25 protein-coding genes are annotated in these 23,807 nt (G+C 65.3%); 11 read left to right on the top strand and 14 right to left on the bottom strand.

The window, feature by feature from the left end; genetic code table 11:
• Positions 1-9 precede the first annotated feature (9 nt).
• Positions 10-324 carry a thiamine-binding protein gene (locus ACP7AX_RS14590; RefSeq protein WP_131684699.1) on the bottom strand — a complete coding sequence of 105 codons (315 nt, stop codon included), beginning with the start codon at positions 322-324 and terminating at the stop codon, positions 10-12.
• Positions 325-444: 120 nt separating this feature from the next.
• Here ACP7AX_RS14590 and ACP7AX_RS14585 point away from each other — a divergent pair, with 120 nt between their 5' ends.
• Positions 445-1,149 (top strand): TetR/AcrR family transcriptional regulator, encoded by a 705-nt coding sequence (locus ACP7AX_RS14585; RefSeq protein ID WP_426227297.1) that lies wholly within the window; start codon positions 445-447, stop codon positions 1,147-1,149.
• A 205-nt stretch (positions 1,150-1,354) separates the two neighbouring features.
• A complete protein-coding gene (locus tag ACP7AX_RS14580; protein ID WP_426227295.1) occupies positions 1,355-1,573 on the top strand; it encodes a hypothetical protein in 219 nt (72 codons plus the stop codon).
• An 85-nt stretch (positions 1,574-1,658) separates the two neighbouring features.
• On the opposite strand, the gene ACP7AX_RS14575 is transcribed toward ACP7AX_RS14580, so the two are convergent.
• The 5 genes from ACP7AX_RS14575 to ACP7AX_RS14555 form a co-directional block, all read right to left on the bottom strand.
• On the bottom strand, positions 1,659-2,033 hold the full coding sequence (locus ACP7AX_RS14575; protein ID WP_426227293.1) for a hypothetical protein: 375 nt from the start codon (positions 2,031-2,033) through the stop codon (positions 1,659-1,661).
• 94 nt (positions 2,034-2,127) lie between these two features.
• A complete protein-coding gene (locus ACP7AX_RS14570; RefSeq protein WP_426227291.1) occupies positions 2,128-2,370 on the bottom strand; it encodes a hypothetical protein in 243 nt (80 codons plus the stop codon).
• 89 nt (positions 2,371-2,459) lie between these two features.
• Complete coding sequence (locus tag ACP7AX_RS14565) at positions 2,460-2,771, bottom strand: AzlD domain-containing protein (RefSeq protein ID WP_426227289.1); 312 nt, start codon at positions 2,769-2,771, stop codon at positions 2,460-2,462.
• Positions 2,768-3,547, bottom strand: coding sequence for an AzlC family ABC transporter permease (locus ACP7AX_RS14560; protein WP_426227287.1), 780 nt, complete (start codon positions 3,545-3,547; stop codon positions 2,768-2,770). Before ACP7AX_RS14560 ends, ACP7AX_RS14565 begins: the two co-directional genes overlap by 4 nt.
• Before the next feature lie 25 nt (positions 3,548-3,572).
• Complete coding sequence (locus ACP7AX_RS14555) at positions 3,573-4,481, bottom strand: glycerophosphodiester phosphodiesterase (protein WP_426227285.1); 909 nt, start codon at positions 4,479-4,481, stop codon at positions 3,573-3,575.
• Between the two features lie 50 nt (positions 4,482-4,531).
• Here ACP7AX_RS14555 and ACP7AX_RS14550 point away from each other — a divergent pair, with 50 nt between their 5' ends.
• A complete protein-coding gene (locus ACP7AX_RS14550; protein ID WP_426227283.1) occupies positions 4,532-5,878 on the top strand; it encodes a DUF445 domain-containing protein in 1,347 nt (448 codons plus the stop codon).
• Positions 5,879-5,921: 43 nt separating this feature from the next.
• On the opposite strand, the gene ACP7AX_RS14545 is transcribed toward ACP7AX_RS14550, so the two are convergent.
• Together ACP7AX_RS14545 and ACP7AX_RS14540 are read right to left on the bottom strand one after the other, a co-directional pair.
• Positions 5,922-6,674, bottom strand: coding sequence for a LamB/YcsF family protein (locus tag ACP7AX_RS14545; protein ID WP_426227281.1), 753 nt, complete (start codon positions 6,672-6,674; stop codon positions 5,922-5,924).
• Positions 6,664-7,464 (bottom strand): hypothetical protein, encoded by an 801-nt coding sequence (locus tag ACP7AX_RS14540; RefSeq protein WP_426227279.1) that lies wholly within the window; start codon positions 7,462-7,464, stop codon positions 6,664-6,666. The genes ACP7AX_RS14545 and ACP7AX_RS14540 overlap by 11 nt, the downstream gene beginning before the upstream one ends.
• A 92-nt stretch (positions 7,465-7,556) precedes the next feature.
• On the opposite strand from ACP7AX_RS14540, the gene ACP7AX_RS14535 reads away from it, so the two are divergent.
• Complete coding sequence (locus ACP7AX_RS14535; RefSeq protein ID WP_426227277.1) at positions 7,557-8,918, top strand: MFS transporter; 1,362 nt, start codon at positions 7,557-7,559, stop codon at positions 8,916-8,918.
• Between the two features lie 90 nt (positions 8,919-9,008).
• Here the strand turns inward: ACP7AX_RS14535 and ACP7AX_RS14530 are convergent, their stop codons facing one another.
• The 3 genes from ACP7AX_RS14530 to ACP7AX_RS14520 all read right to left on the bottom strand — a co-directional run bounded on the left by ACP7AX_RS14530 (position 9,009) and on the right by ACP7AX_RS14520 (position 13,246).
• Positions 9,009-11,351: a glycoside hydrolase family 65 protein gene (locus tag ACP7AX_RS14530; protein ID WP_426227275.1), complete on the bottom strand. Its 2,343-nt coding sequence runs from the start codon at positions 11,349-11,351 to the stop codon at positions 9,009-9,011.
• 115 nt (positions 11,352-11,466) lie between these two features.
• On the bottom strand, positions 11,467-12,201 hold the full coding sequence (locus ACP7AX_RS14525; protein WP_131684711.1) for an HAD-IA family hydrolase: 735 nt from the start codon (positions 12,199-12,201) through the stop codon (positions 11,467-11,469).
• Positions 12,202-12,613: 412 nt separating this feature from the next.
• Positions 12,614-13,246 (bottom strand): alpha/beta hydrolase, encoded by a 633-nt coding sequence (locus ACP7AX_RS14520; protein ID WP_426227272.1) that lies wholly within the window; start codon positions 13,244-13,246, stop codon positions 12,614-12,616.
• Between the two features lie 177 nt (positions 13,247-13,423).
• On the opposite strand from ACP7AX_RS14520, the gene ACP7AX_RS14515 reads away from it, so the two are divergent.
• From ACP7AX_RS14515 to ACP7AX_RS14495, 5 genes are all read left to right on the top strand, one after another.
• Positions 13,424-13,681 carry a DUF6458 family protein gene (locus tag ACP7AX_RS14515; RefSeq protein WP_131684713.1) on the top strand — a complete coding sequence of 86 codons (258 nt, stop codon included), beginning with the start codon at positions 13,424-13,426 and terminating at the stop codon, positions 13,679-13,681.
• 280 nt (positions 13,682-13,961) lie between these two features.
• The gene (locus ACP7AX_RS14510; RefSeq protein WP_426227269.1) at positions 13,962-14,762 is read left to right on the top strand and encodes a DeoR/GlpR family DNA-binding transcription regulator; all 801 of its coding nucleotides are present in this window, start codon (positions 13,962-13,964) and stop codon (positions 14,760-14,762) included.
• Entirely contained in the window at positions 14,759-15,769 is a 1,011-nt protein-coding gene (locus ACP7AX_RS14505; RefSeq protein ID WP_426227267.1) for a 1-phosphofructokinase family hexose kinase, read from the top strand. Before ACP7AX_RS14510 ends, ACP7AX_RS14505 begins: the two co-directional genes overlap by 4 nt.
• 2 nt (positions 15,770-15,771) lie before the next feature.
• Entirely contained in the window at positions 15,772-17,844 is a 2,073-nt protein-coding gene (locus ACP7AX_RS14500) for a PTS fructose transporter subunit IIABC (protein ID WP_426227265.1), read from the top strand.
• 68 nt (positions 17,845-17,912) lie between these two features.
• On the top strand, positions 17,913-18,191 hold the full coding sequence (locus ACP7AX_RS14495; RefSeq protein ID WP_131684717.1) for an HPr family phosphocarrier protein: 279 nt from the start codon (positions 17,913-17,915) through the stop codon (positions 18,189-18,191).
• 100 nt (positions 18,192-18,291) lie between these two features.
• On the opposite strand, the gene ACP7AX_RS14490 is transcribed toward ACP7AX_RS14495, so the two are convergent.
• Positions 18,292-18,708 (bottom strand): SRPBCC domain-containing protein, encoded by a 417-nt coding sequence (locus ACP7AX_RS14490; protein ID WP_426227262.1) that lies wholly within the window; start codon positions 18,706-18,708, stop codon positions 18,292-18,294.
• Positions 18,709-18,722: 14 nt separating this feature from the next.
• Entirely contained in the window at positions 18,723-19,568 is an 846-nt protein-coding gene (locus ACP7AX_RS14485; RefSeq protein ID WP_426227260.1) for a class I SAM-dependent methyltransferase, read from the bottom strand.
• 227 nt (positions 19,569-19,795) lie between these two features.
• Here ACP7AX_RS14485 and ACP7AX_RS14480 point away from each other — a divergent pair, with 227 nt between their 5' ends.
• Complete coding sequence (locus tag ACP7AX_RS14480) at positions 19,796-20,062, top strand: DUF7218 family protein (RefSeq protein WP_426227258.1); 267 nt, start codon at positions 19,796-19,798, stop codon at positions 20,060-20,062.
• A gap of 84 nt (positions 20,063-20,146) precedes the next feature.
• Here ACP7AX_RS14480 and ACP7AX_RS14475 read toward each other — a convergent pair whose 3' ends face one another.
• Positions 20,147-21,232, bottom strand: coding sequence for a Ku protein (locus tag ACP7AX_RS14475; RefSeq protein WP_426227256.1), 1,086 nt, complete (start codon positions 21,230-21,232; stop codon positions 20,147-20,149).
• A 40-nt stretch (positions 21,233-21,272) separates the two neighbouring features.
• Here ACP7AX_RS14475 and ACP7AX_RS14470 point away from each other — a divergent pair, with 40 nt between their 5' ends.
• Complete coding sequence (locus tag ACP7AX_RS14470) at positions 21,273-23,783, top strand: ATP-dependent DNA ligase (RefSeq protein WP_426227254.1); 2,511 nt, start codon at positions 21,273-21,275, stop codon at positions 23,781-23,783.
• Positions 23,784-23,807: the final 24 nt, after the last annotated feature.

Here is a 23,807-nt window from a genome sequence, read left to right as displayed (position 1 = left end):
AATGCTGCGTTAGCGCAGTGCCTGTTCCAGGCGGTCAACCTTGGCACTGAGTTCGCCCGAGTAGCCCGGGCGGATATCAGCCTTGATCACCAGTGAGACGCGGCTGCCGAACTCGCCCACAGCTTCGGTGGCCCGCTTTACGACATCAAAGACCTCGTCCCATTCGCCTTCGATCTCGGTGAACATGGAGCTGGTCCGGTTGGGGAGCCCGGACTCACGGACGATTTTCACCGCGGCGGCAACGGCGTCGTGCACTGAAGCATCCGTGGGGCGGGCACCACTGGCAGGGGTTCCGGAGGGGGCAACTGAAAATGCAAGCAACATACGGCCAGTCTGCCATGCAGCAGGGCCTCACCCGGGGCCAAATCGAAGCGCAGAACGTCACATAAGCAGCTACCCCGCAGTAACCATGATTGCCGTCTGTTGCGTTGCTAGCCTGATCGGATGAGCATCGACGTCGTCCGCAAACCACTGCGCGCAGACGCTGCCAGGAACGTTGACAAGATCATCGCGGCGGCGCGTCAGTGCTTCCGTGAGCACGGTCCGGAAGTTCCCCTCCAGACCATCGCGACGACGGCAGGCGTTGGCCCGGCCACGCTGTTCAGGAACTTCGCCGACAAGGAGGAGCTGGTCCTGGCCGCCCTGAACCGCCAGCTCCGCGAGACAGTGGACCCCGTCATCGTCGACGCCTTGGCCGATATCGATCCGGCCACCGGACTGATGCGCGTCATCGAGGCCATCATGGCCGCCGCCAGCGATAACGCGAACCTGCTGGGCGCCGTGGCAGGGCGGCGCGAATTGCTGACCGGGATCACCGGCTCCCTCATCGATTCCATCAGCGTCCTGCTGAGCCGTGGCCAGGGCCAGGGCACCCTGCGCCCCGACATTTCCATGACCGACCTGTTCCGGCTGCTCGCCATGCTGATCGGCGTGGTGGACACCATGGAGCCCGGCTCGGATGCCTGGCGCCGGCCGGTGGCACTGATCGAGGACGCCATCCGCAGCGAACGGCCCAGCCGTCCACTGCCGGCGCACGTCCCGCTGCCCGCGTCCCAAATCCCCGGTCCGCCTCCGCCGCCGTTCCAGAGTCCATCCCAGCCCTCCCAGTACCAGCCGCCGTCCCGGGCCAACGGTCCCCGGTTCAGCTGACGACGGCTCAGCTCACGACGGCTCAGCTCACGACGGTTCAGCTCACGACGGTTCAGCTCACAACGGCGGGCGTCACGCCGCGGTGATTGTAGGCATCACTTCGTTGGATTAGACTCAAGTGGGGTTACGCAGCCAGCCTCTGAATCACCAGAGGAGTATTCATGAAAACGTCCTGCGCACTTATTTCGACCCACTTCATTCCGCGATGAACGACTCCCAGCTTTCCCTGATCATCAGCGATCCCCGGGGCCCGGAAGAAGTCCTTCCCTTGCTGGCGGCTGAAGAACTCGCTAATCTGCTGGACGCGCTCTACCAGAACCTCGACACTCCCGCCCCGGCCTTCGGTGCGCAGTCCTGGTACGAGCTGGCCGTCGAGGAAAGCGCCCGCCGCACCGGGTCGCCGGAAGCCGAACAGACTGCCTGAGCCAAGTAATCGGTCCCGAAAATAGCCTGACTTCCCATTACTGAATTTTCAGCAAGCCGAGACTTTCAGCAGGCCGAGCGTCTGTTCAGCTGGTCCCGTCGGCTTCTTCGCGCCCGGATTCCTGGGGCTGTTGCTCTGGCTGTTGCTCTGGCTGGGGCTCCGCCTCGGGCTGGGGCTCGTGCTCTGGCTCGGGCTCGTGCTGATGGGGCACGTGGTCCTTGGCCTCGCGCAGGTGCTGCTGCAGCTTTACTTCAGCATCACGGCGGCGCCTCGAGGTATCGCGCATCTCCCTGGTCGCTTCGGACGTGCTCGCATCGTACTTCTGCCGCGCTTTGGCCTCCGCCCCCTGCTGCTTCGGGGCGGTGTTCTCGGCATCCGGAGCGGTGGCCGGTGTTTCCGTAGCCTGTGGCCCGGCCGCTAAATCTTCCGCCTGGGTTTCATCGGTCTGTGGTTCGTTCATCGCCTTTTGGCTCCTCTCGGGCGCACAATCGCTCCCGTCGAATTTGTGTCCGGCGAGTTTCAGTATTCAGCCAGTATTACTTCGGCGCGTCTGCTCAGCGCGCCGATTCCCGGTGGTGGAGTTCGGCCCGGACCGCCTCGTGCAAGGCAGTCATTTCCGATCCCTGATTAACATCCAAGGCAAGCCTGATACGTTCCGAGAGCAGGTCCAGATCCTCGGCCGGCAATTCGGCCAGCGACCGGAACCGTGTGAAGAACCGCTTGATCGGAAGCCCGGCCCGCCCATCCTTCCGGCCGTTGCCGGATCTGGCACTTACTGCGTGCAGTCTTTTTTCCATGGTGATCCCTGACGCCAGAGTTCCACGGCCAACTGCATAGCCAGAACCCAGCCTACAACCGCACTAACCTGCGCCACCAGAGGCTGCGGCTAGTTCCACCCAATCAGCCGCAGCAGGGCCGCAGTCCCGGCCCCCACCAGAACCACCAGCAGGAAAGGCGCCCGGAGCGCCAGGGCAACCGCGGCGGCAACGAGGGCGCCCAGCCGTGCGTCAGCCGCCAGGGTCTGACCGGACGCAACGGTATTGACGATGGTTAACGAGGCCAGCAGTCCGATGGTCATGGTCCCGGCCACGCGCGACATCCGCGGGTCCTTCAGCAATTTGGCCGGGACGAAGTAGCCCACCAGCTTCCATGCATAGGCGAGGGCGCAGGCCAACAGCAGCCAGATCCACAGGTTCATAGACCCGCCTGCCGGGCATCCCCGTGACCACGTCTGTGACCGTGGTGATGCTCCTCGTAGGGATCCACGTCCGGTTCCAGGCCTTCGTCACTGCGCCCATGGCTGAACCAGCCGATCAGCGCTGCCACCACGGCGGCAATAAGGATGGGCACACCGGCGGGCACGAACGGCACCGCCACGACGGTAGCCAGAGCGCAGACCACGGCAATGGCCGCAGGCTCGCGCCCCTTCAGCCGCGGCCACAGCAACGCCAGGAATGCCGCCACCGCTGCACCGTCCAGTCCCCACTGTTTGGGGTCGCCCAGCCCGCTTCCCGCGAGGGCCCCCACCGCCGTAAACAGGTTCCAGAGCACGTAGATGCCAATCCCCGCCGTCCAGAAACCCCGCTGCTGCTCAGCCGGGTCGGTCTGGCCGCTGCTGGTCGCCGTGGACTCGTCAATGGTGAGTTGCGCGGCAACAAACCGCCGCCACCCGGTGGGATGCAGGAGGGCGTTCAACTGCATCCCATAGATCCCGTTGCGCATGCCCAGCAGTGTTGCCGCGCTCATCGCGGCCACGCCGGAGCCGCCGCCCGCCACCACACCGATGAAAGCGAACTGGGAACCTCCGCTGAACAGCAGGAGGCTCAGCGCCATGGTCTGCCAGAAATCAAGTCCCGAGGTGACGGACAGCGCGCCGAACGAGATGCCGTAGAGCCCGGTTGCGATGCTGATTGAGAGACCTACCCGGACCGCGGGAGAAGCGAGGAGTTTCGGCGCGGACCAGCGAAAAGGCATGGGTCCACTCAATCACAGGAACGGCTCAGGAAGGCAGCTGGACCTGTTGCCCGGTCGAGAGGAGCTGTGCCAGCACCCGCCCCGGTTCATTGGTGGTGATTTCCTGAATCCCCACCTCCTGGCACAGGGCCACGTCCCGTTCGGTGTCCACGGTCCACACCCGGAAGCGGCGGCCGGATTCCAGCCAACGCCGAACAGTCCTGGCGTGTTCGCGGACGTAGATGATGCCGGGTCCGGCGAGGAGCACCTCGCAGTCGTCGAGGATCCGCTCGCCTTCCAGCTGCGCGGCTTTCATGACATTTGCGACGGCGGTGCCCGTGAACGGCCCCAGCCCCAGCTCATCGCGGATCTCGTCGACGTCGATGTCGTCCACGAGCTGACAGATGAACTGGGACGGGACCGTCCGGAGGAGATGCTTCACGGAGTCCGGGCTGAAGCTCATGAACGTCACCTGGATGTTCTCCACTTTTGACGTGTTGGCGTCCCAGCCCTGGCTCCGCAGAACCTGCAGCACGCGGTCCTCAAGCTTGAGCTGGTAGGGACTGGGATGCTTGAGTTCGATGGCCAGTCCGATCGGACGGCCGGCCGCGCGCAGGATGTTCAGGAGATCCGGCAACGTCAGGAACTGCTCGGAGCGGGCACCGTACTTCTCCGGGATCCGGACACCCTTCCATGACGAGAAATCCAGCATCCGCAACTCAGCCAACGTCCGGTCCGCCACAGGGCCGGTTCCGTCCGAGGTCCGGTCCAGGTTGGCGTCGTGCAGCAGCACCGGGTGCTGGTCCCGGGTGAGGTGGATATCGCACTCAACCCCGTCCGCGCCGTCGGCGATGGCCTGGAGGTAAGCGGCCCGGGTATGTTCGGCAAACGCCGCGCTGGCGCCCCGGTGGGCGAATACCAGTGGCCTGTGTGGCCCAGCCTTGTCCAATGTCATGAGGACACGTTAGCGGACCCGGCGCAGGCTCGCGGGGCTAGGCTGGGCTCATGCAGGTGAACTCTGAGCCAACTACCCGGCAAGACCCAGCCCCGGCCGCAGGTGCCACCCGCCCCGCCCAAGGGGTCGCCGCCGTCGTGGGCCATCAACTCAGTGCAGGCGACGCCGAAAAGGCGGCTGCGCTGCGGAAAATGAAGCTTCTGGCGCTGGGACTGCTCATTGTCATGGCCATCATTTTTGTCTTTGCGTACGCCTTCCAGAAGGAGTATCCGTGGCTGCAATACGTCCGGGCGGCCGCTGAGGGCGGCATGGTGGGCGCGCTCGCTGACTGGTTTGCCGTGACCGCGCTGTTCAAATACCCCATGGGCATCAAGATCCCGCACACGGCCATTATCCCGCGCCGCAAGGACCAGATCGGCGCGTCGCTGGGCGAATTTGTGGAGACCAATTTCCTGTCCGAGCAGGTGGTCCAGGACAAGCTGGCCAGCGTGAACATCGCCCGCAAGGCCGGCGAATGGCTCGCCGCTCCCGGCGGCGCCGAACGCGTCGCCAAGGAGGGTGCCGCCGTCATCCGCGGTGCCTTCAAGGTGTTGAACGACGACGACGTCCAGGCAGTCATTGAGGGCATGGTGCGCAAGCATCTGCTGGCTCCGCCGTGGGGACCTCCGGTGGGCAGGCTGGCCGAGCGGATTTTTCACGACGGGCACCACCACCAGCTGGTGGACCTGCTGGTGGACCGGGCCGCGGACTGGGTCGACGACAACCACGAGACGGTCAGCCGGTTGGTCACGGACCGCTCCCCCACCTGGGTCCCGCAGTTCGTGGACGGGCTGGTGGGAGACAAGGTCTACGTGGAGATCCTCAAGTTCACCCGCGCGGTGCAGTCCGATCCGAACCATCAGGTCCGGCAGTCGATCGACAAGTACTTGAACGATCTCGCCCAGGACCTCCAGCATGACCCGAAGATGATTGCCCGCGCGGAGGACATCAAGGCCCAGGTCCTGGGTGATCCCGAGGTCCGTGAACTCGCTTCCCGCACGTGGGGCACCGTGAAGAGCGCCCTCCTCAGCGCCGTGGACGATCCGGACAGCGAGCTCACCGTGAAGTTCAAGGCGGCCGTACGGGACTTCGGTACCCGGCTGGTGAACGACGACGAACTGGCAGGCAAGGTCAACGCCTGGATCGGGGACGCCGCGGGCTACCTGGTGCGGACCTACCGCAAGGACATCGCGGGCGTCATCACCGATACCGTGGCCCGCTGGGATGCCGAAGAAACCTCGCAGAAGATCGAACTCCAGGTGGGCAAGGACCTGCAGTTCATCCGGATCAACGGCACCGTGGTGGGGTCCCTGGCAGGGCTGGTCATCTTCAGCGCAGCGCACCTGGTCTTCGGCTAGCCCCGCCCCTTTTGAAGACCCGCGTTGCTGTAAAAACCTGCGGTCAGTGGGCGAACGATTCCAGTGCCACACCCGCCGCTTCGAGGCCTGCCCGCACGCGGGTGGCCATCTCCACGGCTCCGGGTGTATCGCCATGGATGCACAGGGAATCGGGCCTGACCTGGACCACGGTTCCGTCCACGGCCACCACTTCCCCCTTGACAGCGAGGCGCACTGCCCGCTCAACGATCGAGTCGACGTCGTGCAGCACCGCGCCCTCCTGCGAGCGGGGCACGAGCGTCCCGTCCGGCTGGTAGGCGCGGTCCACGAAGGCTTCAACGAACACAGGGTGGCCTGCTTCCTTCGCCTGCACCAGGAGCTCAGAGCCGGGCAGGCCCAGGATGGGAAGTCCGGGATCGTAGGCCTGGATGGCGGCAACCACGGCGGAGGCCTGCTCGGCGTCATGGAAGAGCCGGTTGTACAGCGCGCCGTGCGGCTTCACGTAGTCAACCGAGGCGCCGACCGCGTGAGCAACACCGTCGAGTGCACCGAGCTGGTACAGGACGTCACCAAAAAGTTCGTCGAAAGACATGTCCATGGACCGGCGGCCGAACCCGGCCAGGTCCCGGTAACCCACATGGGCCCCCACCGTCACGTCCAGCTCGAAGGCGGCGCGGCAGCTGTCGAGCATGGTAATGGGATCGCCGGCGTGCAGGCCGCAGGCGACGTTGGCGCTGGTCACCAGCTGGAACATCCCGGCGTCGTCGCCCATGTTCCATGAGCCGAACGATTCGCCGAGATCAGCATTAAGATCCAAGATTGTTGCCTTCCAGTGTGAGTTTCTCCGGTGCCGCCGTGGCCTTGAGCTCCCCCGGAACGGTGTCCGGCATCGGACCGAAGGCCTCCTTGGCGTTGGCCACCACGGCGCGGCCCATGATGAGGTTTCCCGCACCACCAACAACCGCCCCTATGCCGAACGGAAGCGCCCGGCCGAACAGCGCGGTGCCCTGGCGTTTGAGCAGGTTCTTCAGGAAGGCCTTCTGGATCCTGTTCCGGACCGCGCCGAACCCGGTGGGCATGGACTTGGAGAGAACATTCCCCCATGTCTGGGTGGCATTGACGCCCTTGCCCATCGCCTGGCCGCTCACCGTTCCCAGCAGGGCAGTGCCCTCCTCCCCCAGCATGATGGCCATCACCATGGTGCTGGCCTTTTCCGGGTTGGTCAGCCGGATCCCGTGCAGCTCTGCGAGCGAGGTGGCGTACAGCGCCGTAGCTTCGAGGAACCCGACTGTTGCCGCGGCGGACAACCCAAGGGAGGCCACGGTACCGACGCCGGGCACAACGGCAGTTGCCCCGACTATCGCGCCGCCTCCGGTCACGGCACGCAGGTAGTCGCGTTCCAGGATCTCCGCGAGTTTCGCTGCGCTGGCTTGGGGATGCTTGCGCTGCAGCCGGCGCACGTACGCGAGCACGAACGGCCGCTGGATCTCCACTGCCCGGAGCAGCACATTGTGGACTCCGGGTTTTGGCTTGCCTTCCGCATCGAACACCGCGTTGTGGGCGGTCTCCTGAGCGATTCGAACTGCGGGATTGCTGCGCTTGGACATGGTCACCTCTGCTTCTGTGCTGCTTCCATCCGCCGGCAGCTTTGGCTGCGGCCCTGCCTTAACAGTAAGGGGGCTAAGCCTAGACTTGGCTTATGCCCACACTCCAGGCCCTGCGGCCCTTCGCGCACCGGGAGTACAGGGTCCTCATCGCCGCCCTCGCCATTTCCATCTTCGGATCGGGCATGTGGGCTGTGGCGATGGTCTACCAGGTGATCCACCTCGGCGGCGGCCCGCTGGAGCTGTCCCTGGTGGCAACGGCGGGAAGCGTCGGGCTGGTGGCCTTCGTCCTGGCGGGCGGGATCGCCGCAGACCGGGTACCGCAGCGGCTCCTGATTATCGGCGTCGAAGGCGCCAACCTGGCCGTGATCGCCACCATCAGCGTGCTGGCCATGACCGGCTGGCTTCAACTGTGGCATCTGGCCGTGGGCAGTTTTGTGCTGGGCGTGGGGGCGGCATTCTTCTTCCCGGCGTATTCGGCAATCCTGCCCCGCATCCTGCCGCCCGAGGACCTGCTTGCTGCCAACGGCATGGAGGGGACCATGCGCCCCATGCTGCAGCAGGCGGCGGGACCCGCCGTGGCCGGCATCCTGGTGGCCGCACTCTCTCCCGCGCACGCTGTCACGGGCGTCGCTGCCTGCCATCTGCTGGCGTTCGTCACCCTGACCTTTCTGGGCCGGCATGCCCTGGCCGCGCCGGTTAACGGCGCGTCCGGCAGCAGCGCGCCGAACAACGGTGCGCACGTAAGCACAGCCCACAGCGGCAGCCACGTCGAGCAAGGCACCGGCACAACGGACGCCGGCAAAACTTCCTTCTTTGCCGATCTTCGGGAGGGCATCCGCTACACCGTCCGCACGCCCTGGCTGCTGTGGACGTTGCTGTGGGCCTGTGTTTCGGTACTGTTCCTGATCGGGCCCATCGAAGTGCTGATGCCGTTTGTGGTCCGCGACCAGCTGGGTGGGGACTCCAGCATGTTCGGCTTCCTGCTGGCCGTCATGGGCGTGGGCGGGGCGGCCGGCTCGCTGCTGACTGCTTCCCTGAAACTGCCGCGCCGCTACCTCACGGTGATGATGGTGTGCTGGGGAGCAGGCAGCCTGCCGCTGGCCGCGATCGGAATCCTGGACAGCTTCTGGCCCGTGGCCGCTTCGATGTTCATCTTCGGCGCCACCGGCGGTGTGGGCATGGTCATTTGGGGCACCCTGCTCCAGCGGCGCGTACCCAGCCACCTGCTGGGCCGCGTCTCCAGCCTGGACTTCTTCGTTTCCCTGGCGCTCATGCCGGTCTCTATGGCATTGGCCGGGCCTGCCGCCGAAGTTCTCCCCATCTGGGTAATCTTCCTCGTGGCCGGCGGGGTCTGCCCCATCCTGGCGGTCATCGCCATGATCGTTGCCCGGATGCCCCAGGACGAACTGTCCCACCCGCTGGACACCCCGGCCGGCGCTGAAAAAACAGCGTGAGATGAACGCACAGCGTCAGATGAACGCACGACGACGGCAGGAGACTGACGCCGCTGCGCCAATCTCCTGAAAGCACCACCCGGAAAGGTCCTAACCCAGGGCGCGCACGATCGGCAGGCTCGCCGTCGGCGGTCCGCTGGGGAAGACCGTACGTTCCTGGAACTCAACGGGTTCCAAAACTATGCGCACAGGTTCCGCCCCGATGCTGAAGACTTGCCCGCGGACATCCACGTCCAGCAGCCCACCGCTGCGGACGCTGAGGGTGAGGGCACCGGCGTCGAGCTCCACCAGCAGCAGCCGGCCCAGGATCTTCAGGTGGAACGAGAGTCCGTCCCATTCCACGGGCAGCCGCGGGTCAAAGAACGGTACCGGCCCCTGGTCCCGGAGGCCGGCGAAACCGGAGACCAGGGAGCTCCAGACCCCGCCGGTTGAGGCAATGTGCACGCCGTCGATGGTGTTTCCGTGAGTGTCATCCAGATCGATGAACGCAGCATCCGTGAAGTGTTTCAGGGCCGCGTCGTGGTGCCCCACCTCGGCCGCCATGATTCCCTGGACGCAGGCGGAGAGGGTGGAGTCCCCGGTGGTGATGGGATCGTAGAAGTCGAAGGCGCGGCGCTTTTCGACAGGCGTGAAGTCCTGCCACTGCAGGAACATGGCCAGCACCGTATCGGCCTGCTTGAGCACCTGGTGGCGGTAGATCACCAGCGGGTGGAAGTGCAGCAGCAGCGGGTACTTGGAACGGGGAGTGGTCCAGTCCCACGCCTCCAGGGTCATGAAATCGTTGTCCTGCGAATAAACTTCCAGGTCTTCGTCGAAGGGCAGCTGCATGCGGTTCGCTGCCTGCATCCAGAATTCCCGTTCGGCCTCGTCAATTTCGGCATGGTCCAGCTCGGCCGCGGCACGGAGATTAAACCGGGCCATCACGTTGGTGTACAGGTTGTCGTTGACCACGGCGGTGTATTCATCCGGGCCCGTGACGCCGTGGATGTGGAACTGGCCGTCCTTGCCGAAGAAGCCAAGCGAGCTCCACATGCGGGCTGTTTCGATCAGCAGCTCGGCGCCCATGCCCTCGCGGAAGGTTTCGTCGCCAGTGGCCCAGATGTAGCGGTTGGTGGCGAAGGCGATGGCAGCGGCAATGTGGAACTGGGCCGTGCCGGCAGCATAGTAGGCGCTGGCTTCCAGGCCGTTGATGGTGCGCCACGGGAACAGTGCGCCATCCACGCTGAGCTCTTTGGCGCGTATTTTGGCAGCCGGGAGCATGTCATGCCGGAACTCCAGGACCCGGCGGGCGCCGTCGGGGTTGGTGTACGTGAGGTAGGGCAGGAGGTACACCTCCTGGTCCCAGAAGTAGTGGCCTTCGTAGCCGGAACCGCTGACGCCCTTGGCGGGAATGCCTGCGACGTCGGCCCTTGCCGTGGCCTGCGCCAGCTGGAACAGGTTCCAGCGGATGGCCTGCTGGAGTTCGGGCTGGCCTCCTACCTGGATGTCCGAGGTGGCCCAGTACTGGCTGTAGTGCTCCTCGCTCTCGGCGAAGATGTCCGCCACGCTCCGCAGGCCGGCTTCAGCAGCTTCGGCCGGGTCCTGGTTGGAGTCCTGGACGCCGCGGCCGGCGGCGTAGCTAACACTTTTTTCGAGCCGGAAGGGCTCGCCTGCGCCAACGGCCAGGACATAGCGGACGCTGCTTTCATCCTGGCCCGCCAGGGTTTCGAACGGCTGATGGCCCGCGGAGGTCCAGTGGTCCGCGGCAAGTCCTACGCGCTGCCTCGATTCGGCGGCTTCCCAGGCGAGCCGGAGCGACCCGTCAGAACCCTCGATGCGCAGGGGCAGCAGGACCCTGCCCGCGTGGCGGCCGGCCCGGCGCGGATCGTGCGTGGAGTGGTCCTCCACAGGCTGGTCCTGGCGGTTGATGATGGACGACGTGACATCGGCGGAAACATCCCGGTCCGCTGCCACCTCAAGTGAGATGCCCAGGCTGCCGCGCGAGGCGAACCCTACGGCCCGGCGCTCGGTGGTGGTCACGGTGGCACCGGACCGGCACTGCCAGGTGATGCGGCATTCGTAGGTGCCGGTGGAGAAGTCGACGGAGCGGCGGTATTCCAGCACGTTTGATTCGGCAAGGGACAGGCTCTCGCCGTCGATGATGACCGTGAAGTTGTTGGCGTCCGGGATGTAGATGATGCGCTGGCCGGTCCTGGCGAAACCGAACGCGTTTTCCGCGTGTTTGATGTCCCAGATCTCGTGCAGCCCGTTGATGAAGCTGCCCGGAAGGTCGGCGTCCCCGGCCGCCCAGTGGGCGCCGCGGATACCCAGATGCCCGTTGCCCAGGGCAAACAGTGTCTCCAGGACGCCCTCAGTGCCGGGCTCGTGCCGTGTTTCCACGAGCTGCCAGGGGGTGTTGGGGAACCGGTCGCGGTCCGCGGTGATTAGTGCCATGGTGTTGGGGTCCTCAGGCGTGTGGTGTGCGGCTGGCCAGCAGGCAGCCGGGTGGTGGGCAGGGGTGAGCAGGTGAAGGCGCGCGGCGTGGGGAGGGCGCCGCGGGTGGATGGTGCTAGAGAAGTTCCTTGAGATCGTTCACCACGTGGGTGGCTCCGGCGTCGAGCAGGGTCTGCCGGCCGGCGCCACGGTCCACGCCGATCACCGAGTGGAACCGCCCGGCGTGGCCGGCCCGGACACCGGAGACAGCGTCCTCAACCACCACGCATTCCTCGCTGGGCAGGCCCAGCAGTTCGGCGGCGTACTCGTATGTGTCCGGGTTTGGCTTGCCGGGCAGGCCCTCCGCCGCGGCCACAACGCCGTCCACCACAACAGTGAAGTGCCCGTTCAGGCCGGCGGCTTTCAGGACGGCAGGTGCGTTGCGGGAAGAGGAGACGACGGCGACCATCAGTCCGCGGTCCAGTGCGGCTTCGAGGAAAAGCACCGAGCCCTCGAAGGGCTCGACGCCGGCGCTGACAATTTCGTTGAAGACTTCATTTTTGCGGTTGCCCAGTCCCTGCACGGTCACCTTCGTGGGGTCCTCATCGGTGGGCCCTTCAGGGAGAACGATGCCGCGGGAGGCCAGGAAGTCCCGGACGCCGTCGAACCTGGGCTTGCCGTCGATGTGGTCGAAGTAGTCATCTTCCCTGTACGCGGGCACGTCGGGGCGGGATGCCAGGAAACCGTCGAACAGCTCCTGCCACGCCCGTTCGTGGACGGTGGCTGTTGGCGTCAGCACCCCGTCCAGGTCGAAGAGGATAGCCGAGGCTGTGGCCCAGCCGGTGTCGAGCGGCTTCAAAAGTTCAGTCATGCGGGGTGTCCTTTCAGACTGCGGGCAGCCTCAAGGGGCATGTCCCAGTAACGTGGTCACGGAGAAAGAGCGTGGTCAGGGACCTGCTCTAAAGGGGTCTTCAACTGGCGTGAAGCCGGGAAGTACGGACCACGATGTCCGGTAAAGCTGCATTTGAATCTGCGAGCGCGGGGGCCGGGCGCGGGCTGAGACGCCGGGGCGGGCCAAGGGGCTGCTGAAAAACGTCTTCTCCCATCATGAGCGCACTGGCGCGCCCTGACAAGCTGCCTGGTGATTTGCCGCGGCTGTTGGGCTTCAGCGCCCGCCGAAATCGGCCTCAAGAAGTGTAAGCGCTTGCAAATTTCGCGCGCAACTGTTTTTCCCGATCCTCGCCCCGGGGCGGTTCAGGCCGGCCCAGACCGGTTCAGCACGTTCACACCGGTTCGGGCCGGCCCAACACGTAATGCCGGAGGAACGAGCTGACGTCCACCATCTCCCGCTTGCTCATGGCATGGCCCATCCCGGGGTAGGTCCTGGCCGTCAGCAGGGTGTGCTCGTGCAGCCACTCCTCCGTGTAGGCGGTGGCGTCCTCGTTGATGACCAGGTCAGCCTTGTCGCGGCCCCAAAAGAATGGCGGCGGAGTGGTGAAAGTTTCGCTGAGGGACAAGAGTTCGTTCTCCAGCACGAAGCCGGACAGCCCTACCGTGGCCTTGTAATCGTTGGGGTGAAGGCGCAGGAGTGTGCTGGCCATGGCCATTCCCTGCGAGTAGCCGAGGAGGCTCACGCTGCTGTGCTGGCCCCTGGCCACGTTGATCCACGTCTGGACGGCATTGGTGGCGGTGATGACATCCGCAAAGTCGTTGGCCAGGAAGTAGTCCAGCAGGAACCAGCCGTAGTGGTCTCCGATCACCATGGGCGCCCGCAGCGCAGCACAAGTGAACTCGGAGGGCAGGTACTCGAACAGCCGCACCATCCGGGATTCGTCGGTGCCGTAGCCGTGCATCATGACCAACAGCGGGGTTCCCGCCCGTTCAGCCTCCGGCTTGGACCACACAACTGTTTCCATCAGATCAGCCTAGCCAGTGCGGGCCATTGAACAGGCACGACGCCCACGCCGCGCCGCCTGGCCAATGATTGAATCGGGCACTGCCGGGCTGTACCTTGAGCATAAGACAGCATGCTTATTACCTTCGGCACCACCGGCATGCGGACCACCACATACTCGAACTACAAGGAGCAAGTCATGAGAATCGGTTCTTCCATCTTCCTCATCGCCCTCGGAGCCATCCTGGCCTGGGCAGTCGCTCCAGGGCTCATCCCGTTCATCGACCAGGTGATGATCGGCTACATCCTCATGGCTGTTGGCGTGATCGGACTGATCGCATCGCTGGTCCTGGCATCGCCTGGCCGCAGCCGCCGCGTCAGCGAAACGCGTTCCGTGGTTGATCCCAACACCGGCGAGCGGATCACCCGCAACGAAAGCCGTGACGGCAAGCTGTAACTGCCGGAACAGCCGGACCTGAAGGCCGGACGTAAAGCGCCTCATCATGGATCCCGATAAGCCGGGCCAGACCACCACGGTCCGGCCCGGCTTTTTCGTGGGCCGGCCCGGCCGCCGCGCGCCACCTCCACCCTCCTTTGTTTCATGTGGGTTTCCATTGACAAACCAACACAAACACAGATAAAGTCAGGTAATCCAACATCATGTGATGTTGATCACCGGACTCCACTGTCACGGGGATTCAGCCACTGGATTCAGCACTTTACGCAACGGAGGGTACGTGTTCGCCGAAGAGCGCCAGCAGAAGATCGCCGAGCTTGTTGCCGGCAGCGGCCGCGTCAGCGTGAACCTGCTCGCGGAGCGCTTCAGCATCACCACCGAAACGGTCCGCCGTGATCTCGCCACCCTTGAAACCGCCGGCACGGTACGCCGGGTCCACGGCGGGGCCGTTGCAGCGGACCGCTTCAGCACCATCGAGGAAAGCATCAACGACCGGACGGTCCAGCGCCCGGGGCAGAAGATGCGGATCGCGGACGCTGCCCTGGCCCTGATCCCGCCGGCGAAGTCCGGGAGCATCCTCCTCGACGCCGGCTCCACCACAGAAGCATTGGCTGACCTGCTGTCCCGGCGCGCCGTCGTCGCAACCTCCGCTTCTACGGCGCCCGAACTAGTCGTCATCACCCACGCGGTCCCCATCGCCGCGAAGCTGGCGAGCACACCTGGAATTGCCCTTCAGCTCCTGGGCGGCCGGGTGCGCGGCCTGACCCAGGCGGCGGTGGGCCAGGCAACCGTGGAGGCTGCTAACCGGATGCGGCCGGACATCGCGTTCATCGGCACCAACGGCATCCACGCCGATTTTGGCCTCAGCACGCCCGATCCTGAAGAAGCCGCCGTCAAGGCTGCCTTCGTCCATTCGGCCCGCCGCATTGTGGTGCTTGCCGATTCCTCCAAGCTGGACGCGGAAACCCTGGTCCAGTTCGCCTCACTGAAAGATCTGGACACCTTGATAACAGACAGCGAGCCCAGCGCAGAACTCACAGCAGCCCTCACCGAGGCCGGCGTTGACGTGGTGATCGTATGATCGTCACGTTCACGGCCAATCCCAGCCTGGACCGCACCGTGGCCCTGCCCGGCCCGCTGGAACGCGGCGAAGTCCAGCGCGCCGTTTCGGTCAGCCAGGAGTCCGGGGGCAAGGGCGTCAACGTGTCCCGGGCACTGTGCGCCTCGGGCGTTGAGACGGTTGCGGTCCTTCCCGGCGCGGACAGCGATCCTGTCCTTGCCGGGCTCCGCCACGACGGGGTTCCCTTCGCAGCCCTCGCCATTGACGAGCCGCTGCGTACCAATGTTGCCCTGACCGAACCGGGTGGTGTCACCACCAAGATCAACGAACCCGGTCCGCTGCTGAGCGAAGACCAGCAGGAAGCACTGATCGGGCTGCTCCTGGAGCAGTCCCGCGGCGCCGGCTGGGTGATTCTGGCAGGCTCCCTGCCTCCCGGCTTCCCCGCCGATTTCTATGCCACGGTCACCCGGCGGCTGCGTGCTGCGTCCGCTGGAGCCGGCGCACAGCAGGCAGCACCGCTGATCGCCGTCGATTCCTCCGGCGGCCCGCTGGCCGGCGCCGTCTCAGGGACCTCACAGGACGGGGTGTCCGGAAAGCCGGACCTCCTCAAACCCAACGCCGAGGAACTGGCGGAACTGGCTGCAGCAGCCGGCTTTGCCACGGCGTCAACCGCTGAGGAACTCGAAGCGGACCCCGCGGCTGCCGCAGCGGCCGCCGCCGCCGTCGTGCGTTCCGGGGTGGGTGCTGTGCTGGCAACTCTCGGATCCAAGGGAGCTGTCCTTGTAACGGCCGACGGCGCGTGGCTGGCCACGCATCCGCCGGTCGCCGCGGTCAGTACGGTCGGCGCGGGCGATTCGTCGCTGGCTGGCTATCTGCTCGCCCACGGCCAGGGCGCCGCCCCGGCCGATTGCCTCCGTCAGGCTGTGGCACACGGTGCCGCCGCCGCTTCCCTGCCGGGTTCCACTGTCCCGGCAGTCCACCAAACCACCCCGGATGCCGTAACCATCACGGCCCTTCGAAAGGATTGACAGTGACTCAGCTCATCACCACAGAACTGGTCGAGCTCGACCAGAACCTGGGCAGCTCGCCCCAGGACGTGATCCGGCACCTGGCCAGCAAAGTTGCTGCCACCGGACGCGCCTCGGAAGTTGAGGGCCTATTTGCCGACGCCTTCGCCCGGGAGCAGAAGACGGCCACCGGCATCCCCGGCGGCATCGCCATCCCCCACTGCCGTTCGGCTGCGGTCATCGAACCCACGCTGGCCATGGCCCGCCTTAACCCCAAGGTGGACTTCGGCGCCAAGGACGGCCCGGCGGACCTCATCTTCTTCATCGCTGCACCTGACGGCGCAGACCAGGAGCACCTCAAGCTCCTGTCCAAGCTGGCCCGGTCCCTGATCAAAAAGGATTTCACCGCGGCCCTGCGCAATGCTGCCTCCCGGGAGGAGATCGTGGCACTGGTGGACGGCGCCCTTGCGGATAAGCCCGCAGCCCACGCCGCTGCCGCGCCCGCTGACGCAGTTGGCGGTGCGGCCGGCGCTGCCGGCGCGGGAGCTGCAGCTGCAGCCTCGACAGGCGCCACCACGGGTGCAGCCTCCACCGCCGAGGCACCGCGGCGCCTCGTGGCCGTGACCGCCTGCCCCACCGGCATCGCCCACACCTACATGGCCGCCGATTCCCTGGTTGCCGCCGCGCAGGAAATGGGCGTGGACCTGCAGGTCGAAACGCAAGGCTCTTCAGGGGCCAAGCCGCTGGATCCCGCAGTCATCGCAGCCGCCGATGCCGTGATCTTCGCGGTGGACGTCGACGTCCGCGGCAAAGAGCGCTTCGCCGGCAAGCCCGTCATCAACGCACCCGTCAAGCGTGGCATCGACGAGCCCGCCAAAATGGTCCAGGAAGCACTCGCTGCAGCCAAGGACCCGAACGCGCGCCGAGTCCCGCACTTCGGTGCTGAGGAACAGGCCGAGCAGGCTGCAGCCGAAAAGGGTGAGCACATCGGCCAGAAGCTGAAGCGGGCACTGCTCACGGGTGTCAGCTACATGATCCCGTTTGTGGCCGGTGGCGGCCTGCTGATCGCCCTCGGATTCCTGCTGGGCGGCTATGACATCACCGAAGTCGCTGACAAGGTGGTGCTCGAGAACAACTTCGGCAACCTGCCCGAAGGTGGCCTTGCCACCTATCTCGGTGCTGTACTTTTCAAAATCGGCGCCCTGTCCATGGGCTTCCTGGTGCCTGCCCTTGCCGGCTACATTGCGTACGCCATCGCTGACCGGCCAGGTATCGCACCAGGTTTTGTTGCCGGTGCGGTATCCGGCTTCATGGGTGCGGGCTTCCTCGGCGGCATCGTAGGCGGCCTGCTCGCCGGCTACATGGCTCATCTGGTCGGCACCTGGCAGGTGCCGCGCTGGCTGCGCGGCCTGATGCCCGTGGTGATCATCCCCCTGCTCGCTTCGATCTTTGCCTCAGGCCTGATGTTCCTGGTCCTCGGTGGACCCATTGCCGGACTCACCACTGCCCTGAACTCCTGGCTCTCGGGTATGACCGGCGCCTCGGCCGTGGTCCTGGGAATCATCCTCGGCCTCATGATGTGCTTCGACCTCGGCGGCCCGGTCAACAAGGTTGCCTACGCCTTCGCGGTTGCCGGTCTGAGTGCCGGCAGTGCCGACAACCAGGCTCCGTGGGCGATCATGGCCACCGTAATGGCTGCAGGCATGGTTCCGCCGCTGGCGATGGCACTGGCCACCGTCCTGGACAAGAAGCTTTTCAGCCTTGCTGAGCGTGAAAACGGCAAGGCAGCCTGGCTGCTGGGCGCTTCCTTCATCTCAGAGGGCGCCATCCCGTTCGCCGCCGCAGACCCGCTGCGTGTCATCCCTGCCAGCATGGTGGGCGGCGCCCTCACCGGCGCCATGACCATGGCCTTCAACGTCACGTCGCAGGCACCGCACGGTGGCATCTTCGTATTCTTCGCCATCGGTCAACTGCAGTGGTTCGTGATCTCGATCATCGCCGGAACCATCGTCAGCGCACTGGCCGTGGTGGCACTCAAGCGCTGGGCAGCCCCCAAGAGCGCTGCTACGGTGGAAGCCGTTCCAGCAACGGTCTGACCCCGCCTCACCGATTTACTGATCCACGGCCCTGAACCAACAGGCAGCCGAAAGACAAAGGAGCAAGAATGTCAGAACGCACCGCAACAGTCGCCAGCCGCGTAGGCCTGCACGCCCGCCCCGCCGCCATCTTCGCCGAGGCCGCCGGTGAGTACGACCTCGAGATCACCATCGCCCGCGAAGGGGAGCCGGTGGACGAAGCAATGGATGCCGCCAGCATCCTGTCCCTGATGAGCCTGGGCGCTTCCCACGGCGATGTTGTGGTGCTTCGCGCCGAAGGCACCGGAGCCGACGACGCCCTGGACAGCCTGGTCCGGATCCTCGAAACGGACCACGACGCCGAGTAAGGCACTCACACCGATGGCCGCCGTCGCGCTTTCCCTAAATGGGAGGGCGCGACGGCGGCTGTTGGCTTTTAAGGGCCCCATCGCTTGGGGAGCTGCGCTGCTAGCCCCGTTCCGAGATCCTTCTGACGTCCGCGACGAGCATGTCCCACATCCCCTGGGAGTGCTCCGCCGCAGCCGCGCTGGCGTTATTGTCTTGCGAGAGCGTGAGCCGCGTCTGACCGTCCTGGCCCTCAAGGAGCCACGTCAGCGTGTGGTAGTTCTCGGGCTTGTCTTCCTCGCCGCCGAGCGGGCTGAAGTGGGTGTGGACCAGCTTCCGTCCGGGCTCCACCTCAAGGATCTGTCCCTTGTCCTCGTAGGGTTTGCCTTCCCATTCGCCGCGCCACACAATGGGCCCGCCCACCGTCCAGTCAGTCTGAAGATCCGCGCCGAACATAAACTCCTTCACCGCGTCCGGATCCGTGATGACCTCCCAGACGCGGTCCGGCGGGGCATCGATGGTGATCGCGGATTCGGCCACAAAGGCCCCTGGCATCAACGGGCTTTCCGGGCAGTCAGGAGCAGGTATTCCCACTGCATCTGCCACACCGCGTCACCGTGGGCCTCGCCAAAGGAATCAGCCAACTCGATGAGGGCACTGTCCAGTTCCTTGACCTTGTCCGCGTCCTCACCGATGAATTTGTAGACCGAGATGGTGGGACCGTAATGGGACTTGAAGTACCGCAGGAAGTCCTGCGGCTGATGGAAGCTGTGGACGGCGAGAGTGCGTTTTTCGGCCTTGATGTCCGTGATCCTGTCGCCGAAAAGTTCCCGCACGTGGTCCTCGCTGCCCCAGAGCGGCGGCGGTTGCGCCCCAGACGGTGGTGGAGGTGCGAACGGCTTCATGGCGGCAAACATCTTCCCGATGAACCCTTCAGGTGTCCAGCTGAGCAGGCCGATCGTGCCGCCGGGCTTGCACACCCGCACCATCTCGTCTGCTCCGGCCTGATGGTGGGGAGCAAACATCACCCCCAGGCAGGATGTGACCACATCAAATTCGTTGTCTTCAAACGGCAGGGCCTCGGCGTCGGCTTCCTTCCATTCCAGCTCAACACCGCGATCGGCTGCCAGCCGCCTGCCGGCCTCGAACAGTTCCGGCGTGAGGTCACTGGCTACAACCTTGCCGCCCATCATGGCAGCGGGAATGGCTGCATTGCCGGCGCCCGCAGCCACGTCCAGCACGCGCTGCTTGGGCTTGATTCCGCAGGCATCAACCAGGATGGCCCCCAGATCGTTGACCAGTTCGGCGGCCAGGGCCGGGTAATCTCCGGAGGCCCACATGGCGCGGTGCTTCTGCTTCAGCGCCAGGTCTGCCTCGTCTACTTTCGCTTCGCCATTCATCTCGGGACCCCTCTTCTTTGACAGGTTTTGAGTGACAGCACGCTGTTGGCACAGTGGAGGCTGCGATGCGACCCATTGTGGCCGCACGCCGGCGGGCTGTAAAGCGTCCTGCGGTGCCGGCCCGGCACCGAAAGCAAGCAACGTTAGTGTTTCCTTGTTTTTCCACAGGCCCGGAATTAGCGTGGAAGCCCAGGCACCACCATTCCACCCGGCTGAAGGAGGACGTCATGCCCGGCAAGAAGAACCCGAGCCTGAAGGATCCGGAACTGTACGAGGAACTGCGGGAAGACGGCGCATCCAAGCAGAAGGCCGCGAGCATCTCGAACGCTGCTGCCCAAAAAAGCCGCTCCTCGGTGGGCCGCAAAGGTGGTAAGTCCGGCAGCTACGAAGACTGGACCGTCCCGCAGCTGAAATCCAAAGCCAAAGAAATCGGGCTCACCGGCTACTCCGCCAAAAAGAAAAGCGAACTCATCTCCGCGCTCCGAAACTCTTAGGCGGCGGCCATCACCGGCACAGCTTGTGCGTTTCCGGGTACAGCCGGCCCCGGAAATACCAGGCCAGCAGCCGGTCCGTCGGCGTTAGGCGCCCTTCCGCGTGCGCGTGGTGGTGGTCTTCGCCGCAGGCTTGGCAGCGGGGTCTGCTTTGCCTGCAGTCTTGGCGGCGGGCTTGCGGGTGGTGGATCCGGTACCGGTGGACTTCGTGGTTGTGGACTTCGCAGCGCCGGACTTCGCTGTGGTGGACTTCGCAGCGCCGGACTTTGCACTGCTGGACTTTGCCGGAGCCTTCCTCGTTCCGCTGCCGGACTCCTCGGCCTCTTCGTCCTCGTCCTCATCCTCCCCCGAGGCGGCCTCCGCAGAGGAGCCGCCTGCAGCCCCACCTCCACGCTTCCGGTCCAGGCTGCGCTTGAGGGCTTCCATCAGGTCAATGACTTCACCCTTGCCGCCTTCGCCGGCTTCCGCACCGAAGGTCTCTTCGGTGTCCAGGGAATCGCCCTTTTCCAGCTTGGCCTCAATGAGCGTGCGCAGCTGGACCTGATACTCGTCAGTGAAGTGGTCCGGATCAAAATCGGCGGCCATGGATTCCACCAGAGCCGCGGACATTTCGCGTTCCTGGGCGGAGATCCGCACGGACTCGTCGAGGGACGGGAACTTGGCCTCCCGGACCTCGTCTGGCCACAGCAGCGATTGCAGCACCAGCACGTCATCCTTGATGCGCAGCGCCCCCAGCCGGGTCTTCTCGCGCAGGGCGAACTGGACGATCGCCACCCGGTCCGTGTCCTCGAGCGCACGGCGCAGCAGGACGTACGCCTTGGGCGATTTCGAGTCCGGCTCCAGGTAATAGCTCTTTTCGAACATCATGGGTTCGAGCTGCTCCGAGGGGACAAACTGGACCACCTCGATCTCGTGGCTGTTTTCCGCCGGAATGGACTTGAGCTCGTCCTTGGACAGGACAACCGTCCGGCCGCCGTCCTCAAACGCCTTCTCAATGTCCGAATAATCGATGATCTTGCTGCACACCTCGCAGCGGCGCTGGTACCTGATCCGGCCGCCGTCGGCATTGTGGACCTGGTGCAGACTTATGTCATGATCCTCGGTAGCGCTGTAGACCTTCACGGGCACGTTGACCAGGCCAAACGCGATGGCACCTTTCCAGATGGCTCTCATTCCTCAAGTGAACCGCACGCAGGGCCGGAGGTGAAGACCTTTGGCCCCTCCTAAGGAACGTGTCCGGGTGGCGGGACGGCAGCTGACCCTCACCAACCTGGACAAAATCATCTACCCGGAGACTGGCACCACCAAGGCCGACGTCCTGGCCTACTACGCCGCGGTGGCCCATGTCCTGATCCCTGCCGCAGCCAACCGGCCGGCCACCAGGAAGCGCTGGGTCAACGGTGTGGGCACGGCCGAGCACCCCGGCGAGGTGTTCTTCCAGAAGAACCTTGAAGATTCGGCGCCGGGCTGGCTCCCCCGCGCCGCCATCACGCACAAGGACCGCACCATCTACTATCCGATGGTCAACGATCCAGCCACCCTCACGTGGTTCGGCCAGATCAACTCGCTGGAGATCCACGTGCCCCAGTGGCAGGTGGACTCCCACGGAAAGCAGCTGAACCCGGACCGCCTGGTCCTGGACCTCGACCCCGGCGTGGGCGCAGGGCTTGACGAGTGCGTGGAGGTGGCGTTCCTGGCCCGGGCCATCCTGCAGGACGTTGGCCTGGATCCCGTCCCGGTGACCAGCGGCAGCAAGGGCATCCATCTCTACGCCGGCCTGGACGGATCCCAGACGTCGGACCAGATCTCTGACTTCGCCCACGAGCTGGCTCGGGCTTTGGAAGCGGACCACCCGGATCTCGCGGTCAGCGACATGAAGAAAACGTTGCGGGCGGGAAAGGTTTTGGTGGACTGGAGCCAGAACAGCGCGGCCAAGACCACCATCGTGCCGTATTCGCTTCGCGGCCGGCCCACCCCCACGGTCGCCGCCCCGCGGACCTGGCGGGAGCTCAGCTCCCCCAACCTCCAACACCTGGACTACAAGGCCGTGTTGCGCCGGGTTGAGGCGGGCAAGGACCCGTTCACCGCCGTCGAACACGGTGGGGGGCACCCCGGGAGCCCGCAGGGCGATGCTGGTGGGGCCGGTGGCAAGGCTGATAAGAACGCGGACGACGGCGGCGCGCATCCGCGCCTCGAGCGGTACCGTTCCATGCGCGACCCGGACCTCACGCCCGAGCCGTTCGCCGGTGCCGGCGGCACGGGCGATACCTTCGTGATCCAGGAACACCATGCCAGCCGGCTGCACTTCGATTTCCGGCTGGAGCACGAAGGGGTCCTGGTGTCCTGGGCGCTGCCTAAGGGCGTTCCCGAATCCAGCGACAAGAACCACCTTGCGGTCCAGACCGAGGACCATCCCATGGACTACGCCACGTTCGAGGGGACCATTCCGAAAGGACAGTACGGCGCCGGCGAGGTCACCATCTGGGACCACGGGACGTACGAGCTTGAGAAGTGGATCAACGGCAAGGAAGTCATCGCCACCCTCACCGGGTCTGAAGGCGGCGGCCTGGGCGGAACCAGGAAGTTCGCCCTGATCCACACCGGCCGCGGACGGGGCGAGGAGGGGCAATGGCTCATCCACCTGATGGACAAGGACCACCACGGCGGCAGGCACCGGCACGCGCCGGCCCGCGACGACGCTGATGCTGACACCAACGGTGAGGCTGACGCAGACGCGGAGACAGCCGCCGAGACTTCCGCTGCACCCCTGGACGACTTCCGGCCCATGATGGCGACCGCCGGAACCCCCGCGGACCTGCAGGGCAGCGAATGGCTGTTCGAGCTGAAATGGGACGGTGTCCGCGGGGTGATCGTGGCCGATGAGACGAAAGTCCGCATCCTGAGCCGCAACGGCAACGACGTCACGGCAACCTATCCCGAGCTGACGGACCGGGCAGGCTGGCCGGCCGGGCCGTTCGTTGCCGATGGTGAGATCATCGCCGTCGGGCCTTCCGGGCGGCCCGATTTCGGGGTGCTCCAAGGGCGCATGAAACTGACCAAAACGGCCGACGTCGAGAAGGCCCGCCATGCCATCCCGGTCCGGCTCATGCTGTTCGACCTGCTCTCCGTGGGAGGCGAGGACCTCCGTCGAAAGCATTTCCAGACGCGGCGGCAACAGTTGGAGGAGTTCTTTTCGCCGTCTGATCTTCCGGTGGAGCTATCGCCCGTGCTGGACGAACGGCTGGACCACATCTTGGAAAGCGCAGAGGAACTGGGCCTGGAGGGGGTGATGGCTAAACGTCCGGACAGCCGCTACGTCAGCGGCCAACGGACCAGGACATGGATCAAGATCAAACTCTCAAGAACGCAGGAAGTGGTGGTAGGCGGCTGGCGCCCCGGCCGCGGCGGGCGGGAAAGCTCAGTTGGATCACTGCTGGTTGGCATCCCGGAAGGTAAGAACCTGCGGTACGTGGGCCGGGTGGGCAGCGGTTTCAGTTCCCGGGAGCTGACCGAGCTGCGGCAGAAAATGGACGATCTGGCACGTAAGACCTCACCGTTCGACGACGTCCCGCGCGAGGACGCGTCCGACGCCCATTGGGTCACGCCGCAACTGGTGGGGGAAGTGACGTTCGGCGAATGGACGGGCAGCGGGAGGCTCCGCCACCCGGTGTGGCGCGGCTGGCGGGTGGATAAGGAGCCGGACGAAGTGGTTCCGGAGGCTTAGACACGAAAACCCGTCCCGGACATG

The sequence above is a fragment of the Pseudarthrobacter sp. DSP2-3-2b1 genome (genome assembly GCF_049895945.1).
Classification (GTDB): domain Bacteria; phylum Actinomycetota; class Actinomycetes; order Actinomycetales; family Micrococcaceae; genus Arthrobacter.
Note: the sequence above shows the minus strand (reverse complement) of the source record. Positions and strands in the feature narration are given on the sequence as shown.

Coding starts and splice junctions, on each gene's coding strand:
- ACP7AX_RS14590 (WP_131684699.1), bottom strand. CDS start 324: ATGTTGCTTGCATTTTCAGTTGCCCCCTCCGGAACCCCTGCCAGTGGT.
- ACP7AX_RS14585 (WP_426227297.1), top strand. CDS start 445: ATGAGCATCGACGTCGTCCGCAAACCACTGCGCGCAGACGCTGCCAGG.
- ACP7AX_RS14580 (WP_426227295.1), top strand. CDS start 1,355: ATGAACGACTCCCAGCTTTCCCTGATCATCAGCGATCCCCGGGGCCCG.
- ACP7AX_RS14575 (WP_426227293.1), bottom strand. CDS start 2,033: ATGAACGAACCACAGACCGATGAAACCCAGGCGGAAGATTTAGCGGCC.
- ACP7AX_RS14570 (WP_426227291.1), bottom strand. CDS start 2,370: ATGGAAAAAAGACTGCACGCAGTAAGTGCCAGATCCGGCAACGGCCGG.
- ACP7AX_RS14565 (WP_426227289.1), bottom strand. CDS start 2,771: ATGAACCTGTGGATCTGGCTGCTGTTGGCCTGCGCCCTCGCCTATGCA.
- ACP7AX_RS14560 (WP_426227287.1), bottom strand. CDS start 3,547: ATGCCTTTTCGCTGGTCCGCGCCGAAACTCCTCGCTTCTCCCGCGGTC.
- ACP7AX_RS14555 (WP_426227285.1), bottom strand. CDS start 4,481: ATGACATTGGACAAGGCTGGGCCACACAGGCCACTGGTATTCGCCCAC.
- ACP7AX_RS14550 (WP_426227283.1), top strand. CDS start 4,532: ATGCAGGTGAACTCTGAGCCAACTACCCGGCAAGACCCAGCCCCGGCC.
- ACP7AX_RS14540 (WP_426227279.1), bottom strand. CDS start 7,464: ATGTCCAAGCGCAGCAATCCCGCAGTTCGAATCGCTCAGGAGACCGCC.
- ACP7AX_RS14535 (WP_426227277.1), top strand. CDS start 7,557: ATGCCCACACTCCAGGCCCTGCGGCCCTTCGCGCACCGGGAGTACAGG.
- ACP7AX_RS14530 (WP_426227275.1), bottom strand. CDS start 11,351: ATGGCACTAATCACCGCGGACCGCGACCGGTTCCCCAACACCCCCTGG.
- ACP7AX_RS14525 (WP_131684711.1), bottom strand. CDS start 12,201: ATGACTGAACTTTTGAAGCCGCTCGACACCGGCTGGGCCACAGCCTCG.
- ACP7AX_RS14520 (WP_426227272.1), bottom strand. CDS start 13,246: ATGGAAACAGTTGTGTGGTCCAAGCCGGAGGCTGAACGGGCGGGAACC.
- ACP7AX_RS14515 (WP_131684713.1), top strand. CDS start 13,424: ATGAGAATCGGTTCTTCCATCTTCCTCATCGCCCTCGGAGCCATCCTG.
- ACP7AX_RS14505 (WP_426227267.1), top strand. CDS start 14,759: ATGATCGTCACGTTCACGGCCAATCCCAGCCTGGACCGCACCGTGGCC.
- ACP7AX_RS14495 (WP_131684717.1), top strand. CDS start 17,913: ATGTCAGAACGCACCGCAACAGTCGCCAGCCGCGTAGGCCTGCACGCC.
- ACP7AX_RS14485 (WP_426227260.1), bottom strand. CDS start 19,568: ATGAATGGCGAAGCGAAAGTAGACGAGGCAGACCTGGCGCTGAAGCAG.
- ACP7AX_RS14480 (WP_426227258.1), top strand. CDS start 19,796: ATGCCCGGCAAGAAGAACCCGAGCCTGAAGGATCCGGAACTGTACGAG.
- ACP7AX_RS14475 (WP_426227256.1), bottom strand. CDS start 21,232: ATGAGAGCCATCTGGAAAGGTGCCATCGCGTTTGGCCTGGTCAACGTG.